15 protein-coding genes are annotated in these 14,609 nt (G+C 57.5%); 8 read left to right on the top strand and 7 right to left on the bottom strand.

What is annotated here, in order from left to right; all coding sequences use genetic code 11:
* Positions 1-160: 160 nt before the first annotated feature.
* From SCU88_RS23825 to ghrB, 6 genes are all read left to right on the top strand, one after another.
* Positions 161-826, top strand: coding sequence for an OmpA family lipoprotein (locus SCU88_RS23825; RefSeq protein ID WP_175340087.1), 666 nt, complete (start codon positions 161-163; stop codon positions 824-826).
* A 65-nt stretch (positions 827-891) separates the two neighbouring features.
* A complete protein-coding gene (locus tag SCU88_RS23830) occupies positions 892-1,908 on the top strand; it encodes a substrate-binding domain-containing protein (protein ID WP_175340088.1) in 1,017 nt (338 codons plus the stop codon).
* A gap of 108 nt (positions 1,909-2,016) precedes the next feature.
* Complete coding sequence (locus tag SCU88_RS23835) at positions 2,017-2,766, top strand: sugar phosphate isomerase/epimerase family protein (RefSeq protein WP_138094833.1); 750 nt, start codon at positions 2,017-2,019, stop codon at positions 2,764-2,766.
* Positions 2,767-2,769: 3 nt separating this feature from the next.
* Positions 2,770-3,699, top strand: coding sequence for a sugar kinase (locus SCU88_RS23840; protein WP_138094835.1), 930 nt, complete (start codon positions 2,770-2,772; stop codon positions 3,697-3,699).
* Positions 3,700-3,805: 106 nt separating this feature from the next.
* The gene (locus SCU88_RS23845) at positions 3,806-5,095 is read left to right on the top strand and encodes an MFS transporter (protein ID WP_175340089.1); all 1,290 of its coding nucleotides are present in this window, start codon (positions 3,806-3,808) and stop codon (positions 5,093-5,095) included.
* Between the two features lie 27 nt (positions 5,096-5,122).
* A complete protein-coding gene (gene ghrB, locus SCU88_RS23850) occupies positions 5,123-6,100 on the top strand; it encodes a glyoxylate/hydroxypyruvate reductase GhrB (protein ID WP_175340090.1) in 978 nt (325 codons plus the stop codon).
* A gap of 59 nt (positions 6,101-6,159) precedes the next feature.
* Here the strand turns inward: ghrB and dinQ are convergent, their stop codons facing one another.
* Positions 6,160-6,267, bottom strand: coding sequence for a damage-inducible type I toxin DinQ (gene dinQ / locus SCU88_RS23855; RefSeq protein WP_431810066.1), 108 nt, complete (start codon positions 6,265-6,267; stop codon positions 6,160-6,162).
* A gap of 207 nt (positions 6,268-6,474) precedes the next feature.
* Between dinQ and SCU88_RS23860 the strand changes: the two genes are divergently transcribed.
* Positions 6,475-7,344, top strand: a complete 870-nt coding sequence (locus SCU88_RS23860) for a MurR/RpiR family transcriptional regulator (protein ID WP_431810067.1) — start codon at positions 6,475-6,477, stop codon at positions 7,342-7,344.
* Here the strand turns inward: SCU88_RS23860 and SCU88_RS23865 are convergent.
* From SCU88_RS23865 to SCU88_RS23885, 5 genes are all read right to left on the bottom strand, one after another.
* The gene (locus SCU88_RS23865) at positions 7,341-7,946 is read right to left on the bottom strand and encodes a 2-dehydro-3-deoxy-6-phosphogalactonate aldolase (RefSeq protein WP_175340092.1); all 606 of its coding nucleotides are present in this window, start codon (positions 7,944-7,946) and stop codon (positions 7,341-7,343) included. The genes SCU88_RS23860 and SCU88_RS23865 overlap by 4 nt on opposite strands.
* Positions 7,933-8,808, bottom strand: a complete 876-nt coding sequence (locus SCU88_RS23870) for a 2-dehydro-3-deoxygalactonokinase (RefSeq protein ID WP_175340093.1) — start codon at positions 8,806-8,808, stop codon at positions 7,933-7,935. Before SCU88_RS23870 ends, SCU88_RS23865 begins: the two co-directional genes overlap by 14 nt.
* 5 nt (positions 8,809-8,813) lie before the next feature.
* Positions 8,814-10,295, bottom strand: coding sequence for a sodium:solute symporter family protein (locus SCU88_RS23875; RefSeq protein WP_175340094.1), 1,482 nt, complete (start codon positions 10,293-10,295; stop codon positions 8,814-8,816).
* A 100-nt stretch (positions 10,296-10,395) separates the two neighbouring features.
* The gene (locus SCU88_RS23880; protein WP_175340095.1) at positions 10,396-10,788 is read right to left on the bottom strand and encodes a Rid family hydrolase; all 393 of its coding nucleotides are present in this window, start codon (positions 10,786-10,788) and stop codon (positions 10,396-10,398) included.
* 11 nt (positions 10,789-10,799) lie between these two features.
* On the bottom strand, positions 10,800-12,242 hold the full coding sequence (locus tag SCU88_RS23885) for an amidohydrolase family protein (protein ID WP_175340096.1): 1,443 nt from the start codon (positions 12,240-12,242) through the stop codon (positions 10,800-10,802).
* A 198-nt stretch (positions 12,243-12,440) separates the two neighbouring features.
* Here SCU88_RS23885 and SCU88_RS23890 point away from each other — a divergent pair, with 198 nt between their 5' ends.
* Complete coding sequence (locus tag SCU88_RS23890; protein WP_175340097.1) at positions 12,441-13,661, top strand: alanine racemase; 1,221 nt, start codon at positions 12,441-12,443, stop codon at positions 13,659-13,661.
* 49 nt (positions 13,662-13,710) lie between these two features.
* Here SCU88_RS23890 and SCU88_RS23895 read toward each other — a convergent pair whose 3' ends face one another.
* Positions 13,711-14,421, bottom strand: a complete 711-nt coding sequence (locus SCU88_RS23895) for a DUF3053 domain-containing protein (RefSeq protein WP_138094849.1) — start codon at positions 14,419-14,421, stop codon at positions 13,711-13,713.
* Between the last annotated feature and the right edge of the window lie 188 nt (positions 14,422-14,609).

Consider the following 14,609-nt stretch of genomic DNA (forward strand, 5'->3'; position numbering starts at 1 on the left):
GGTCAAAGTCTGTGCTCCCGGATGTCTGGGCTCTTTCTGATGCTGTTAATAATTGTCACAAAATTCAGAATTTGGCCTGGAATGTTTTGCGTCATCAAACGGCATAATCTCCCGCGACGCCCATAGGGGCATAATAAAGAAGGACGAAGGAAATAATAAAATGAAAAAACGTAGTGTTATTTATATTGCTGCTCTGGTCAGCGGCGCTCTGGCGGTTTCCGGCTGCACAACAAACCCTTACACCGGCGAACGAGAAGCGGGTAAATCCGGCATTGGCGCAGGTATTGGCTCGCTGGTCGGCGCAGGCGTAGGCGTACTCTCGTCTTCGAAAAAGGATCGCGGCAAAGGCGCGCTGATTGGCGCTGCGGCAGGTGCCGCATTAGGCGGCGGCGCGGGTTATTACATGGATGTACAGGAGGCCAAACTGCGCGACAAGATGAAAGGCACCGGCGTTAGCGTCACACGCAACGGCGATAACATCATCCTCAACATGCCGAACAACGTCACCTTCGATAGCAGCAGCGCAACGCTGAAACCGGCGGGTGCCAATACCCTGACCGGCGTGGCGATGGTGCTCAAGGAGTACAACAAGACCGCCGTTAATGTGGTGGGTTATACCGACAGCACCGGCGGGCAGGATCTGAACATGCGCCTGTCACAACAACGCGCTGACTCCGTCGCCAGCTCACTGATCACCCAGGGCGTAGAGGCTAACCGCATTCGCACCAGCGGTATGGGTCCGGCCAACCCCATCGCCAGCAACAGCACCGAGCAGGGCAAGGCGCAGAACCGCCGCGTCGAGATTACCTTAAGCCCGATGCAGTAACTCCGGCCACTTGCCATCGCCGATTTTCGCGCTAAGGTGTTGTCACTTCAGCGAAGGAATCGGCGATGAAAAAATCAACTCGAGCGACCATCAGCGATGTCGCAAAAGCGGCTAACACCGGTAAAACCAGCGTTTCGCGCTATCTTAACGGCGAACAGCATCTGCTCTCCGATCCCCTTCTTGCCCGTATTGAACAGGCCATTGCCGATCTCGATTATCGCCCCAGTTTAATGGCCCGGGGCCTGAAGCGCGGTCGTACCCGGTTGATTGGGCTTATCATCGCCGATATAACCAATCCCTACTCGGTGGACGTGCTCAGCGGTATTGAGGCCGCCTGCCGCGAGCGGGGCTTTACGCCGCTGGTCTGTAACACCAATAACGAAGTAGACCAGGAGCTGCATTACCTCGATCTGTTACGCAGCTATCAGGTGGAAGGGATTGTGGTGAACGCCGTCGGTATGCGTGAGGAGGGACTCAACCGCATGCAGCAGTCAGCCCTACCAATGGTGCTTATCGACCGTAAGATACCGGACTTCGCCTGCGATGTGGTGGGGCTGGATAACGCCCAGGCCGCCAGTACCGCCACCGAACATCTGGTGGAGCAGGGATTCGAAGCCATTCTGTTTCTTAGCGAGCCGCTGGGTTCCGTCAACACCCGCCGTGAACGGCTGCGCGCTTTCCGCCATACTCTCTCCCGCTATCCGGGCATCGTGGCGGAAAACGCCGAAGTTCCCCTGCATGAAAACGCGCAGCTCGATGCCCTGCTGCATCAGTTCAACAGCCGCTGTCGCGGCATGCGCAAAGCGCTTATCTCCGCCAACGGCGCGCTGACGCTTCAGGTGGCCCGCTCTCTGAAACGCCTGGGCCTTAACTGGGGCAGCGATATCGGCCTGCTGGGCTTCGATGAACTGGAGTGGGCGGAGCTGGCAGGCGTTGGCATCACCACGCTGAAACAGCCCACCTGGCAGATTGGCTATGCCGCGCTGGAACAGGTGGTTAAGCGCATTGAAGGGGTCAGCGATCCGGTGCACGAACAGGTATTTTCCGGTGAACTGATCGTCAGGGGCTCCACCCGTCGTTAACCCCGATGTTCGTGACGACGATCATAAATTATCACTCCAGGACTTCTCGATGGAACCGGTTCCATTTACCGTAAGTGTAAAGAAGATGTTGCCGCTCCGGAGAATCCGATGGAGAGAAAAATTATCGTGGTCACCGCCGCCTATGGACGTGACCGTATCCAGGCGTTGGGCGGTCAATCCGCTGTCCTGCCCATCATTGCCGAAGCCGGCGCCGACGGTGTGGAAATCCGCCGTGAACTGCTTACCTCCACGCAGCCAGACCACCTGACCTCACTGGCGGATGCCATTGCCGTCAACGGCCTGATGGCCTGCTATTCGGCCCCCGAAACGCTGTGCCTGCTGGATGGCAGCCTGAATCCGCAAATCCCGGAACTGCTGCTGGAAGCTCACCGTCTGAATGCCCGCTGGCTGAAGCTTTCGCTGGGCCATTTTCAGGAGAATTTTCCGGCCAATCGGCTGCGCCAGTGGCTGGCGGAAAGCCCCGTCGCACTGGTAGTGGAAAACGACCAGACTCCCGGCGGCCGCCTGGCGCCGATGGCGCGTTTTCGCGATGCCTGCCGCCAGCATCAGCTACCGGTCAGTCTCACCTTTGATATGGGCAACTGGCTGTGGGTGGACGAATCTCCGGAACAGGCAGCGCGCCAGCTTGCCCCGGCCGTTGGTTACGTTCATGTGAAGGCCGCCGCGCCCGGCAATCACGGCTGGCGGGCGCTGCCCCCGGATGAAGCCGGTGAACGCTGGGCGGCGCTGCTTAACCTTCTGCCGACGGACGTGCCGCGCGGCATTGAATTCCCGCTGGAGGGCCGCGACCTGACCGCCGTCACCCGCCACTACGTCAACCTGCTACGCGAGGAGTAAGGGATGCCCGATGTCATCACAATTGGCGAAGCGATGGCGATGTTCGTCGCACGCGAAACCGGCGATCTGGCCGACTGCGAAAGTTTTATTAAACGAGCGGCCGGGGCGGAACTGAACGTCGCCACCGGCTTTGCCAGACTGGGCTTCGACGTCAGTTGGGTCAGCCGGGTGGGCGATGATTCCTTTGGTCGCTTTGTTCTTAACGTCCTGAAACAGGAAGGGATCGATACCCGCGGCGTTTCCATTGATGCCAGGTATCCCACCGGTTTTCAGCTTAAATCGAAAGTCGAGGATGGAACCGATCCCAGCGTGGAGTATTTCCGTAAGGGCTCCGCAGCCAGCCATCTGTCGGTGGAGGATTATTCGCCTTCACTGTTTAACAACGCCCGCCATCTGCACCTGAGCGGCGTTGCCGCTGCGCTTTCCGAAAGCTCGCTGGCGCTGCTTAACCACGCCGCGGCGGCCATGAAGGCCAACGGCAAAACCATCTCGTTCGATCCCAACCTGCGTCCGGTGCTGTGGAAAAGCGAGGCGGAAATGGTGCAGAAGCTCAACCATCTGGCCTGCCAGGCGGACTGGGTTCTTCCGGGACTCAGGGAAGGCATGATTCTGACCGGCCGCAAAACGCCCCAGGGCATCGCCGACTTCTGGCTGGAGCGCGGCGTGAAGGCAGTCATTATCAAGACCGGCTCCGACGGCGCCTGGTACAAAACCGCAGAGGGAGAATGCGGCGCGGTGGCGGCAGTGAAAGTGGACAATGTGGTCGATACCGTAGGCGCCGGAGACGGCTTCGCGGTTGGCGCAATCAGCGCGCTGCTGGAAGGGAAATCCCTGGCGCAGGCGTGCCGCCGCGGTAATCACATTGGCGCTTTGGCCATTCAGGTCAGTGGTGACAGTGAAGGCTTACCCACCCGGGATGGGCTGGACGAATAACGGCCTCGACTCCGGAATAGTGAAAAAGAGTTCAACACCAGAATATCGCGCATCGGCCTCTAACCCTACAACCCCTGCGCGCTAGCCTCAACCAGAGGACAGAACGATGAAAAGTCCAACTAATGCAGTAAAACGCTGGTGGTACATCATGCCTATCGTGTTTATCACGTACAGCCTGGCGTACCTCGATCGCGCAAACTTCAGCTTCGCCTCCGCCGCAGGGATCAATGAAGATCTCGGCATCACCAAAGGGATCTCCTCACTGCTGGGCGCCCTATTCTTCCTGGGTTACTTCTTCTTCCAGATCCCGGGGGCTATCTACGCCGAACGCCGTAGCGTGCGCAAACTGATCTTCGTCTGTCTGATTCTATGGGGCGGCTGCGCCTCGCTGACCGGCGTTATCAGCAATATCCCGGCGCTGGCGGCCATCCGCTTTATTCTTGGGGTGGTGGAAGCAGCGGTGATGCCCGCCATGCTTATCTACATCAGTAACTGGTTTACCAAATCGGAACGCTCGCGCGCCAATACCTTCCTGATCCTCGGGAATCCGGTCACCGTGCTCTGGATGTCCGTCGTTTCCGGTTACCTGATCAACGCTTTCGGCTGGCGGGAAATGTTTATTCTGGAAGGGATTCCGGCCGTTATCTGGGCCTTCTGCTGGTGGGTACTGGTGAAAGATAAACCGTCGCAGGTGGGCTGGCTGGCGGAAAGTGAAAAAGCCGCACTGCAGGCGCAACTGGATAAAGAGCAGGAAGGGATTAAAGCGGTGCGCAACTATGGCGAAGCCTTCCGTTCGCGTAACGTGGTGCTGCTGTGCCTGCAATATTTCGCCTGGAGCATTGGCGTTTACGGCTTTGTGCTGTGGCTGCCTTCGATTATCCGCAGCGGCAGCGCCACCGGTATGGATATGGTGGAAGTGGGCTGGCTTTCAGCCGTGCCTTATCTGGCCGCGACTATCGCCATGATTGTGGTTTCCTGGGCTTCGGACAAAATGCAGCGCCGTAAGATCTTCGTCTGGCCGCTGCTGCTGATTGGCGGGCTGGCGTTTATCGCCTCCTGGGCGGTGGGCGCAAACCACTTCTGGGTCTCCTGGTCTCTGCTGGTGATCGCCGGTGCCGCCATGTATGCCCCTTACGGTCCGTTCTTCGCCATCATTCCCGAAATGCTGCCGAAAAATGTCGCAGGCGGCGCCATGGCGCTCATCAACAGCATGGGTGCGCTGGGCTCTTTCTTCGGCTCCTGGTTCGTCGGCTACCTCAACGGCGCAACCGGCAGCCCGGCGGCCTCTTACGTGTTTATGGGGGTGGCGCTCTTTGCCTCTGTGTGGCTTACTCTGATTGTGAAACCCGCAGACAATCAGAAATCCATTACGCCGGGCGCTCATAGCCACGCATAGCCCTGAAGAATGAAGGAGAGATCAACAATGAAGCCGTCCGTCATCCTCTACAAAGCGCTACCTGATGACCTGACACAACGGCTGGAGACCCATTTCAACCTGGTGCAGGTGAAGGATCTCAGCCCGCAAACCGTTAGCCAGAACGCCGATGCTTTTGCGCATGCCGAGGGAATGCTGGGCTCCAGCCAGACGGTGAATCGCGAGCTGCTGGAAAAGATGCCCGCGTTGCGCGCGGCTTCCACCGTTTCCGTGGGCTATAACAACTACGATGTTCCGGCGCTTACCGAACGCGGCATTGTGCTGATGCACACGCCTACCGTGCTTACCGAAACGGTGGCCGATACGCTGATGACCCTGGTGCTGACTACGGCGCGGCGCGCCGTGGACGTTGCACAACGAGTGAAGCGAGGCGAATGGCGTTCCGGTATCACGCCGGACTGGTTCGGGGTGGATGTACATCATAAAACGATGGGCATTGTCGGTATGGGACGCATCGGTATGGCGCTGGCGCAGCGCGCTAACCTGGGCTTCGGTATGCCGATTCTCTACCACGCCCGCAGCCGCCACCAGGAAGCCGAAGCGCGCTTTAACGCCCGCCACTGCTCCCTGGATACGCTGCTGGCGGAGTCGGATTTTGTCTGTCTGGTGCTGCCGCTAACCGACGAAACTCACCATCTGATTAGTGCGCCGCAGTTGGCGAAGATGAAAGCTTCCGCCATTCTGATCAACGGCGGTCGCGGTCCGGTCGTCGATGAAAAGGCGCTGATCGCAGCACTTCAGGCAGGTCAGATTCACGGTGCCGGGCTGGACGTTTTCGAACAGGAGCCGCTGCCCGTGGACTCCCCGCTGCTGGAGATGTCCAACGTGGTCGCCCTGCCCCATATCGGCTCCGCCACCTTTGAAACCCGCTACAACATGGCCGCCTGCGCCGTGGATAACCTTATCGCCGCCCTGACCGGTAAGGTGGAGCAAAACTGCGTTAATCCTCAGGTACTGAAGTCGTAACCGATTAAAGGCCGGGGTGGCGCCCCGGCCTTAGTTACGTTTCCACTGCCGTCTGCCGGTTAAGGCAGGAGATAGCGAATCAGCTCTAAAAGCACCAGCAGCACTTTCAGAACGATGATGGCGATATCCACCACCCGTTTCTCCATAACATGGAGTGAGGAGACCACCGCTTACTCTTACGCTGCCTGTCACGGCGGTTTACTCTACTGTCAGGTAAAGATTGCCTCATTCCGACCAGAGCACCAACTCTGAGTCCGGATAAAAAAGCCCAACTTCACGGTTGGGCTTTTTTGTATCTGAATCCCCACCTTCCACCCTGCCGTTAAAAAATATGATACAAAGTATCAGGTATGGATAATTCAACGCGACAGAATATGGCATCTTATACAATCGATATTATCTCCTGTATCACCGACCGCTTTATGTCGCTGACCGCCACTGAAAAGCGCATTGCCCGCTTTATTCTGGACGATGTCGCGGCAGCGGCGGAACTGCCCATTGCCGAACTTGCCCGCCTGACTGACAGTAGCCAGGCCTCAGTCACGCGCTTTGCCCGAACGCTGGGTTGCAGGGACGTTCGCGAACTGAAAATGCGGCTGGCTCAGTCCCTGGCGGTGGGGCAACGCTTTATCCTGGATGTGCCGGATCTGGAGGGCGTGCAGGGCATTTACGAATCGATCATCAGCGTGCTGGACATCAACCGACGGGCGCTGAATAGCGAAACGCTGAGTAAGGCCGTGGGATGGATGAGTCGCGCCCGCCAGATTCTGGCGATCGGCATGGGCGGCGGCTCGACGATCTGCGCTCTGGAGCTGCAACACCGGTTATTCAGGCTGGGGCTGCCGGTCGTCAACCAGAGCGACGGGATGCTGGTACGCATGATGTGCGCCGCGGTGGCGCCCCGGGATGTGGTGATTGCGCTGTCGCTGGGAGGCTACACTCAGGAACTTATCGACAGCGCCGCCATCGCCCAACAGTACGGGGCCAAAGTGGTAGCAATTACGCCCAGGGAGACGCCGCTGGCGAAGCAGTCAGATCTGGTACTGCCGCTGGTGGTGCAGGAAAACGACTACATTTTCAAACCCAGTACTTCGCGCTATGCCATGCTAGCGATGGTAGACGTGCTGGCGACCGAACTGGCCATGGCCAATAAGCCGCAGGCGAAAGACCGTCTGCGGCGAATTAAACTGGCGCTGGACGGCCAGCGTAGCAGCGGTGGCGATCGCCAGCCGCTGGGGGATTAAGACGCCGCCTCCAGGGCTGCGATAAAACGCCGCGCCCGGGCGGCGGTATCTGCCGCACTCTGCCCGGGGCGGTAGAGATCGTTGCCTAACCCCGCCCCTGCACATCCGGCCTGCAGATAGTCGCCCAGGTTTTCCGGCGTGATCCCCCCAACCGCCAGCACCGGCACCGCTGGCGGCAGCACCGCCTTCAGCGCACGAATATAGGCGGGCCCAAATGCCGATGAAGGAAAAATCTTCAGCCAGTGCGCACCGGCATCCAGCGCGTTAAAGGCCTCGGTCGCCGTCGCGCAACCGGCACATACCTGCATTCCCTGGCGTACCGCGCTGCGAATGACCGCAGGCTGGGTATTGGGCGTGACCACCAGCCTGGCGCCCATCTCCGCCAGTCTGTCTACCTGTTCGACGTTAAGCACAGTACCGGCGCCAATCATCGCCCGTTCGCCAAAACGCTCGACCGTCTGCCGGATACTCTGCTGCCAGTCAGGGGAATTAAGTGGAATCTCAATATAACGGAACCCGGCATCGCACAGCGCGACTGCGTGATCGTCCACCTCTGTCGGCTGAATCCCCCGCAAAATCGCGACCAGTTTATTTTCCTGCATCCATTATCCTCCCAATCCCCCGTACAAATGCACGCTCGCCATCACAGGCAGATGCGGTAATGCCGGCCAGGGAAAACGCCTTAAGATAGCGCGCCACCAGGGCTTCGCTACCCACCACCACCACCGATTCCGGCCGCAGTTGCGCGCTTTGCGCCGCCACCTCGGCGCCAATCAATAGCCCCGACAGGTAATCACTGACCGATTCACGCGCCAGCGCCCCCAGAAGCCAGGCCGCCCGTGTTTCAAACAGGCGCGGCAGTACCGAGGGCGCCTCCAGTCCCGTTTCCAGGCCCCGGTGAAAAGCCTGTTCATCCTCTTTCTGCGCGGGAAGCGACTGCCCCACCAGGGAATGGGTGAGCAGCAGATGGTGCAGTTCGCCGGTCATGACCGTGTCGAAACCCGCCACCTGACGCTCTGCGACCGGCACCCATTTACAGTGGGTGCCCGGCATCACATAGCAGCTTGCAGGCGCCAGTTCATACGCGCCCAGCAACTGGGTCTCTTCCCCACGCATCACGTTGTACACCCCGTGCCGGGCGCTTTTCAGGCCAGGCACGATCCACACACCTTTAGCCACGGCACAACGCTGTTCGCCTGGCGCTTCCAGCGTTGCCGGACACGGCAGGTAAGGCACCGGCAGCCAGCCCGATTCACTGCCAATCATGCCAGCCATCACGACCGGTATGGCGTCGTTGCCACGCCAGGGCGCCAGATGGCGCTGGAATATCTCTTCCGCCGTCTCCTGGCCCATGCGGGTTACGCCGCAGGGAAGCGCCAGCGTATTAACGAACTCCCCACCGCGGATATGCCAGGCCCGCAGATGGGTAGAGCCCCAGTCAACGGCAATATATTCTTCAGCCATCGCCCTCACCCCGCGTTACGCGTTGTTTTCGCCACTGCCAGCGATCCACCCCGATCTTCGCGCTCGCGGGTGATCGCCTCCAGCGCCTGTTCGCGGCTGAGTTTGTTAGCAGGCGTCATTGCCGTAACAAACACGGCGGACACCAGGCTCACCAGCACGGAAGGAATACAGGGATTGCCCCAGAATGCCAGCCAGTCGGCGCGCGCCAGAATGACGATGGAGGTTAGCATTCCGCCCAACAGCGCCGTCAGCGCCCCCTGCCAGTTAAAACGCCGCCAGAAGCGACCCAGGATGGAGCAGACAAACAGGCCAGACATCAGCATGGAGATCATCCTGGTGATGTAGCTAATGATGTCATCCGAGGTCAGGGCAAAGATTAAAGCCAGCCCAATCACCAGCGTCAGCATCAGACGTGAAAGGCGTATTGCCTTATTTTCCGGCGGCATTCTTCCGGTGACCATGGTGTAGAGATCGCGCATCATGATGGCGACTGCGGCAATGGCATCGGAACTGGCAGACGACATGGTGGCGGATAACCCGGCAATCAGTACAATCATTCCCAGAAAAGGGGGCAGGAAGCTGGTGGCAAACAGGAAGGCATAGTTGCTGTTCGCCAGTTCCGGGTTCATGGCAAATGCCGCCATGCCAATAATCGCAGGCAGTATGGAGAAGAACAGATACAGCACACCGGTGTACACGAAGGAACGGCGCACCGAAGAGACATCCTTACCGGAATAGATACGCTGACGGTAAGACGGCGTCGCCAGTACCCCCACGCCAATCACCATCGCCAGCGAGAGCGCCGGGATTGCTCCCATCTTATCAATGGCAAACAGACTGAGCGCCGCAGGGTCCATCGCCTGTTCGATAGCTCCCCAGCCCCCGGCATGTACCACCGCCAGAATCGCCATCAGGATAAAACCAAAAAACAGAATCAACGCCTGGATAGTATCGGTCCATACCACTGCGGAATAACCGCCGATGATGACATAAATCGCAAATGCCAGAGCGATAATCAGTTTCGCTACCGTCAGATTTAAACCCGTAGCCCAGGCCAGATATAAGCTGCCGCCAAGAATATGGGCTCCGAGCCAGCCAATAGAGGCAATAAATATCATCAGGCCAACGATATTCTTAATTAAATGGCTGCCACCAGTATAATAAGAGAGCTCCTCACTCATAGTCATAAAGCGTAATTTACGCACCGGCGCAAACAACCAGGCCACCAGCAAAATGCCAACTGCGCCCCCCAGACCATAAAGCATGCCAGCCCAACCGTTGCTGTAGCCAAAGCCCACCGCCCCCATACTGGAGCCGGTACCAACCATGGTCGCTACCGTGGAGCCAAGGGTTAAAAACAGCGGCAGGGAGCGCCCGCCCAACAGAAAATCTTCCCCGCTTTTCTGATTCCGTGACACATACCAGCCAAGCCAGATCATGGCGATGGCATAAATAATAAAGCCGACTAAAAAGATAGGACTGTTCATGACTCACATCCTGCCGCTTAGCTAAAAATAGGGTAAGGGGTTCCTGAGTGTTGAATAAATTCAACACTCATTTTTTTACTTTTTTATTTTTTAATGACGATCAGACGCGCGCTGCGTTATAGCAGGTCACATCGACTTCCACCTTGCAGTCAACCACTAAATCCGCCACGCAGCAAATTCTCGCCGGGGGGTGATCGCCAAAAATTTCACTAAACACTTTATTGAAAGACTGGAAATAGCGTGCGTCAGTCAGAATCACGGAAACATGCACCACATCCGTAAGGGCGTAGCCTGCCTCAGCCATGATATCCAGGCAGTTCTGAATCGCCAGTCGTGACTGTTCGACAATGCCGCCCTCAACCACTTCGCCATCCTTCATCGGCGTCTGGCCGGAGACATACAGCCAGCCCCCGGCTTCTACCGCGCGAGAAAAGGGCAGACGCTGACCGCCGGTTCCCGTACCGCCCTCTGCGCCATAACGTTTAATGCTCATTCATCACTCCTTTATTCCACACTGTGGCGACGCAGAAAACGGCCTGCCCGCCCACTAATTGATTGATCTTTCCCGTAACTCATCGCGCCATTAACCATCACTGCCTCAATGCCTTCGGCAGGCCGTTGGGGATCGTCGAAGCTGGCGACGTCCCGAATGGTCTGAGGATCGAACAACACCAGATCGGCATAGTAGCCTGTTTTGACCAGGCCGCGCTGCGACAGTTGAAAACGCGCTGCCGACAGCCCCGTCATCTTATGAACCGCCGTGGTCAATGGGAATAGCTGCTCGTCACGGCAGTAGTGCCCAAGCACTCTGGGGAAGGCGCCCCACAGCCGGGGATGCGGCATCGGGTCGTTGGGCAGACCGTCCGAACCTATCATGGTCACCGGATAACGCATCACCCGACGGACATCCTGCTCGTCCATGTTGTAGTAAATGGCCCCAGCGGGCATCAACTGCTGCGCCGCATCGTGCATGCTCATCTGCCAGTCGTCCGCAATCTGCTGCAGGCTCTTGCCTGCCTGCCCCGGATGTGGCTCCGACCAGGTAATGATGATATCGAACTCATCCGTGACCTGTTTTAAGTCCAGCGTAGAAGAGCTGGCGGAATAAGGGTAGCAGTCACAGCCTATATCCTGGCGCTGACGCATTTTGTCGAAGAACGCCAGCGTCTCGCGGGTTCGTCCCCAGTTCTTCGCCCCGGCGCATTTATGGTGCGATACCACCACCGGCACCTTCGCGTGGCGGCCAATACGAAATGCCTCATCAAGCGCTTCAAGAATGGGTTCAAATTCAGAACGCAGATGGGTGGTGTAGACTCCCTTCCAGGCTGCCAGCTCCTCCGCCAGCGCCATCACCTCTTCGGTGCTGGACTGGTACGCGCTGGCATACGCCAGGCCGGTGCTCAGCCCCAGCGCTCCCTGTTCCAGCCCTTCCCGCAGCTGCGCGCGCATGGCAGCAATCTCCTGCGCGGTTGCCTCACGGAACAGCGAATCCATATGGTTATTGCGCAGTGTAGTATGACCGATCAGGGTTCCCACATTCAGCGCCGGACGAGCCGCTTCAACCGCATGGGCATAGTCGCTAACGGTGGGATAAATAAAGTGTTCGCGCTCACCCAGCAGGTTCATAGGGTCCGGCACTTCGTCTTTTATACTCGCCGTTGCGGCACTGATACCGCAGTTGCCGACAATCACCGTCGTAACACCCTGGCTTATTTTCGGCAAATATTCGGGAATGCGGATCACATTGGTATCGTCATGGGTGTGAACATCGATAAACCCCGGTGACAGCACTTTTCCTGTACCTTCGATAACCTGATGGGCTTCAACATCCAGCCCGGGCGCGATATCGACAATGCGATCGCCTGTTACCGCGACATCGGCGCGGTACTGCGGGCCGCCGCTTCCATCAATCACCGTGACATTTTTAAACAACCAGTCAACCTTCATGCTTTCACCCCTTAGTTCATGGTGAAAAAGTAAACCATTTACAAGCGGTAAAAACAGTGGAAGACTACGCAAAAAGGTTATGATTTATTGATACTTTTATGCATAAAAACAACAAAGCATAACTTTAATGGCTATATTTCAATGATATAAAAATGATACCCAACTGTTTTCGCTATAAGAAAACGAAGGAAAAAAGTTATGAAATACCATCCCGATACGTTAGTCCCTCACAAATCCGCCGTGATGAACACCCCGGCGAATATCCTGGCGGAAGATGTCTGCCTGCCAGCCGCCGTCATTAAAAAATCCGCCCTCGAAAATAACATTCGCTGGATGCAGCAATATGCGGATACGCGGGGCGTTTCACTGGTGCCTCACGGCAAAACCACGATGACGCCATGGATATTTCAGGCCCAACAGCAAGCGGGCGCCTGGGGGATTGGCGTAGGCAGCGCCTGGCAGGCCAGCGTGGCGATGGCCAGCGGCATCCATCGGGTGCTGATGGTGAATCAACTGGTTGGTAAGGCCAATATGCAGCTGATATCCCGCCTGAAAGCGCACTACCACGACGTGGACTTCATGTGCTGCATCGACAGTCTGACCAACGCCCGGGCGCTATCCCATTTTTTTACCGCTTACGGGCAGACGCTGGACGTTCTGGTTGAACTCGGTGTGGAGGGCGGGCGCTGCGGCTGTCGCACGCCCGATGAAGCGCTGGCGCTCACCCAGGCCGTTAGCGAAATGCCGGGGCTGCGCCTGCGCGGGCTTGAGCTGTATGAAGGCGTACTGCACGGCGATAATCCGCAGCCTCAGGTGGAAGCGCTGTTGCAGAATGCCGCTGCGCTGGCCTGCCAGATGGCGCCCCAGGTCGACGGCGAGTTTATTCTGACCGGTGCTGGCAGTGTCTGGTACGACGTGGTGTGCAATGTCTGGACCACGGCCCAAAAGCCGCCGCAGTGCCGCATCGTCATTCGTCCGGGCTGCTACATCACCCATGACCTGGGAATCTATGATGAAGCCCAGCAGCAGCTAATGGCGCGCGACAGTGTCGCCTGTGACCTGGGGGGGGATTTAACCCCGGCGCTGGAGCTGATTGCTATTGTTCAGTCGGTGCCAGAGCCCGGGCGCGCCATTGTTAACTTTGGTAAGCGCGATAGCGCCTTCGACGCCGGTCTGCCGCAGCCCATCGCCCACTATCGTGACGGACAGGCGCTGGCGCTGAAGAGTGGGGAGATCGCCAGCGTCGGCATTATGGATCAACACTGTATGTTAACCCTGGCGGCGGACAGCGACGTGCAGGTGGGCGATATTCTGGTGTTTGGCACCTCTCACCCCTGCCTGACCTTCGATAAGTGGCAGACCTTACACCTGGTGGACGATGACTATAACGTTATCGAAGAACTGGTAACGATGTTTTAGTCATGAAAAAAGGCCGCGTAAGCGGCCTTTCAGGATTATCGTTCCAGCATTACTGCATCGCGTTAGACGCCGTGTTCCACGCCTGGCTGAATGCCTGATGCTGCGACGCCAGGGGGGCTATCAGACTGTTGTACTGACTGGCCTGCTGGCTGGTGGGGAACTGAATGCCGTTGGCGGCAAAGCCCACTTTATCGCCCTGCTGTTGAATAAAATCACCCACCTGCACAAGCTGCTGAGTAAAGGTTTGCGCCGCTGGAATCAGCGGTTGCAGCGCATTCGCTGGCTGGGTGACGACCTTCTGATAGGCCTGGTCATAGACCTTCTTCAGCTCTTCTGCCTGATTCAGATTAGAGCGGGCGCTGTCGGCCTGCGCCTTTGCGTTCTGTACCTGCTGCCCGACGACGCCAAGGTTGCCGTTAGCCTGGCGCAGCGCTTCGCGCTGAGTCACATAGTCCTGAGGTACGCGAATGGCGTTAACGCTGTCTACCACCGGCTTAATACCGTTATCCACCGCCTGGTTTACCTGACGGGAGAAGCCGTACAGAATCGCATAGTCGGATGTAAACGGACCGAACTGCTTCTTCTGATCCGTGGTCAGCGTCGGCAGACGCTCGCCGCTACGCATCACAGTATTCTGCAGAAAATCGATAAACGCTTTACGCTGATCCCCTTCTTTGTCGAAGCAGCCACTCAGACTAACGACCATTAATAGTGCCGCCAGTGGCGCGAACCAACGGGAGCAGGACTTACCTGTCACCATCTTTTTAACTCCTGGTTATTTTTAGCTATCGCCTGATGACCACAAGAATAGTCTAACACGCAGTCACAGCATAGCCCGGATACCGCTTTTTCTGTGGATCTCTGCCATGTTAACCAGTTGTTATTTAAATCACAAAACCGATGAAATTCTGGCGCAGAAAAACAATAATTAACTTTTTGATTTTTATT

Source organism: Jejuibacter sp. L23 (assembly GCF_050815825.1).
Classification (GTDB): domain Bacteria; phylum Pseudomonadota; class Gammaproteobacteria; order Enterobacterales; family Enterobacteriaceae; genus Jejubacter; species Jejubacter calystegiae.

Coding starts and splice junctions, on each gene's coding strand:
- SCU88_RS23840 (WP_138094835.1), top strand. CDS start 2,770: ATGCCCGATGTCATCACAATTGGCGAAGCGATGGCGATGTTCGTCGCA.
- SCU88_RS23875 (WP_175340094.1), bottom strand. CDS start 10,295: ATGAACAGTCCTATCTTTTTAGTCGGCTTTATTATTTATGCCATCGCC.
- SCU88_RS23885 (WP_175340096.1), bottom strand. CDS start 12,242: ATGAAGGTTGACTGGTTGTTTAAAAATGTCACGGTGATTGATGGAAGC.
- ghrB (WP_175340090.1), top strand. CDS start 5,123: ATGAAGCCGTCCGTCATCCTCTACAAAGCGCTACCTGATGACCTGACA.
- SCU88_RS23870 (WP_175340093.1), bottom strand. CDS start 8,808: ATGGCTGAAGAATATATTGCCGTTGACTGGGGCTCTACCCATCTGCGG.
- SCU88_RS23825 (WP_175340087.1), top strand. CDS start 161: ATGAAAAAACGTAGTGTTATTTATATTGCTGCTCTGGTCAGCGGCGCT.
- SCU88_RS23880 (WP_175340095.1), bottom strand. CDS start 10,788: ATGAGCATTAAACGTTATGGCGCAGAGGGCGGTACGGGAACCGGCGGT.
- SCU88_RS23865 (WP_175340092.1), bottom strand. CDS start 7,946: ATGCAGGAAAATAAACTGGTCGCGATTTTGCGGGGGATTCAGCCGACA.
- SCU88_RS23845 (WP_175340089.1), top strand. CDS start 3,806: ATGAAAAGTCCAACTAATGCAGTAAAACGCTGGTGGTACATCATGCCT.
- SCU88_RS23835 (WP_138094833.1), top strand. CDS start 2,017: ATGGAGAGAAAAATTATCGTGGTCACCGCCGCCTATGGACGTGACCGT.
- SCU88_RS23860 (WP_431810067.1), top strand. CDS start 6,475: ATGGCATCTTATACAATCGATATTATCTCCTGTATCACCGACCGCTTT.
- SCU88_RS23830 (WP_175340088.1), top strand. CDS start 892: ATGAAAAAATCAACTCGAGCGACCATCAGCGATGTCGCAAAAGCGGCT.
- SCU88_RS23895 (WP_138094849.1), bottom strand. CDS start 14,421: ATGGTGACAGGTAAGTCCTGCTCCCGTTGGTTCGCGCCACTGGCGGCA.
- SCU88_RS23890 (WP_175340097.1), top strand. CDS start 12,441: ATGAAATACCATCCCGATACGTTAGTCCCTCACAAATCCGCCGTGATG.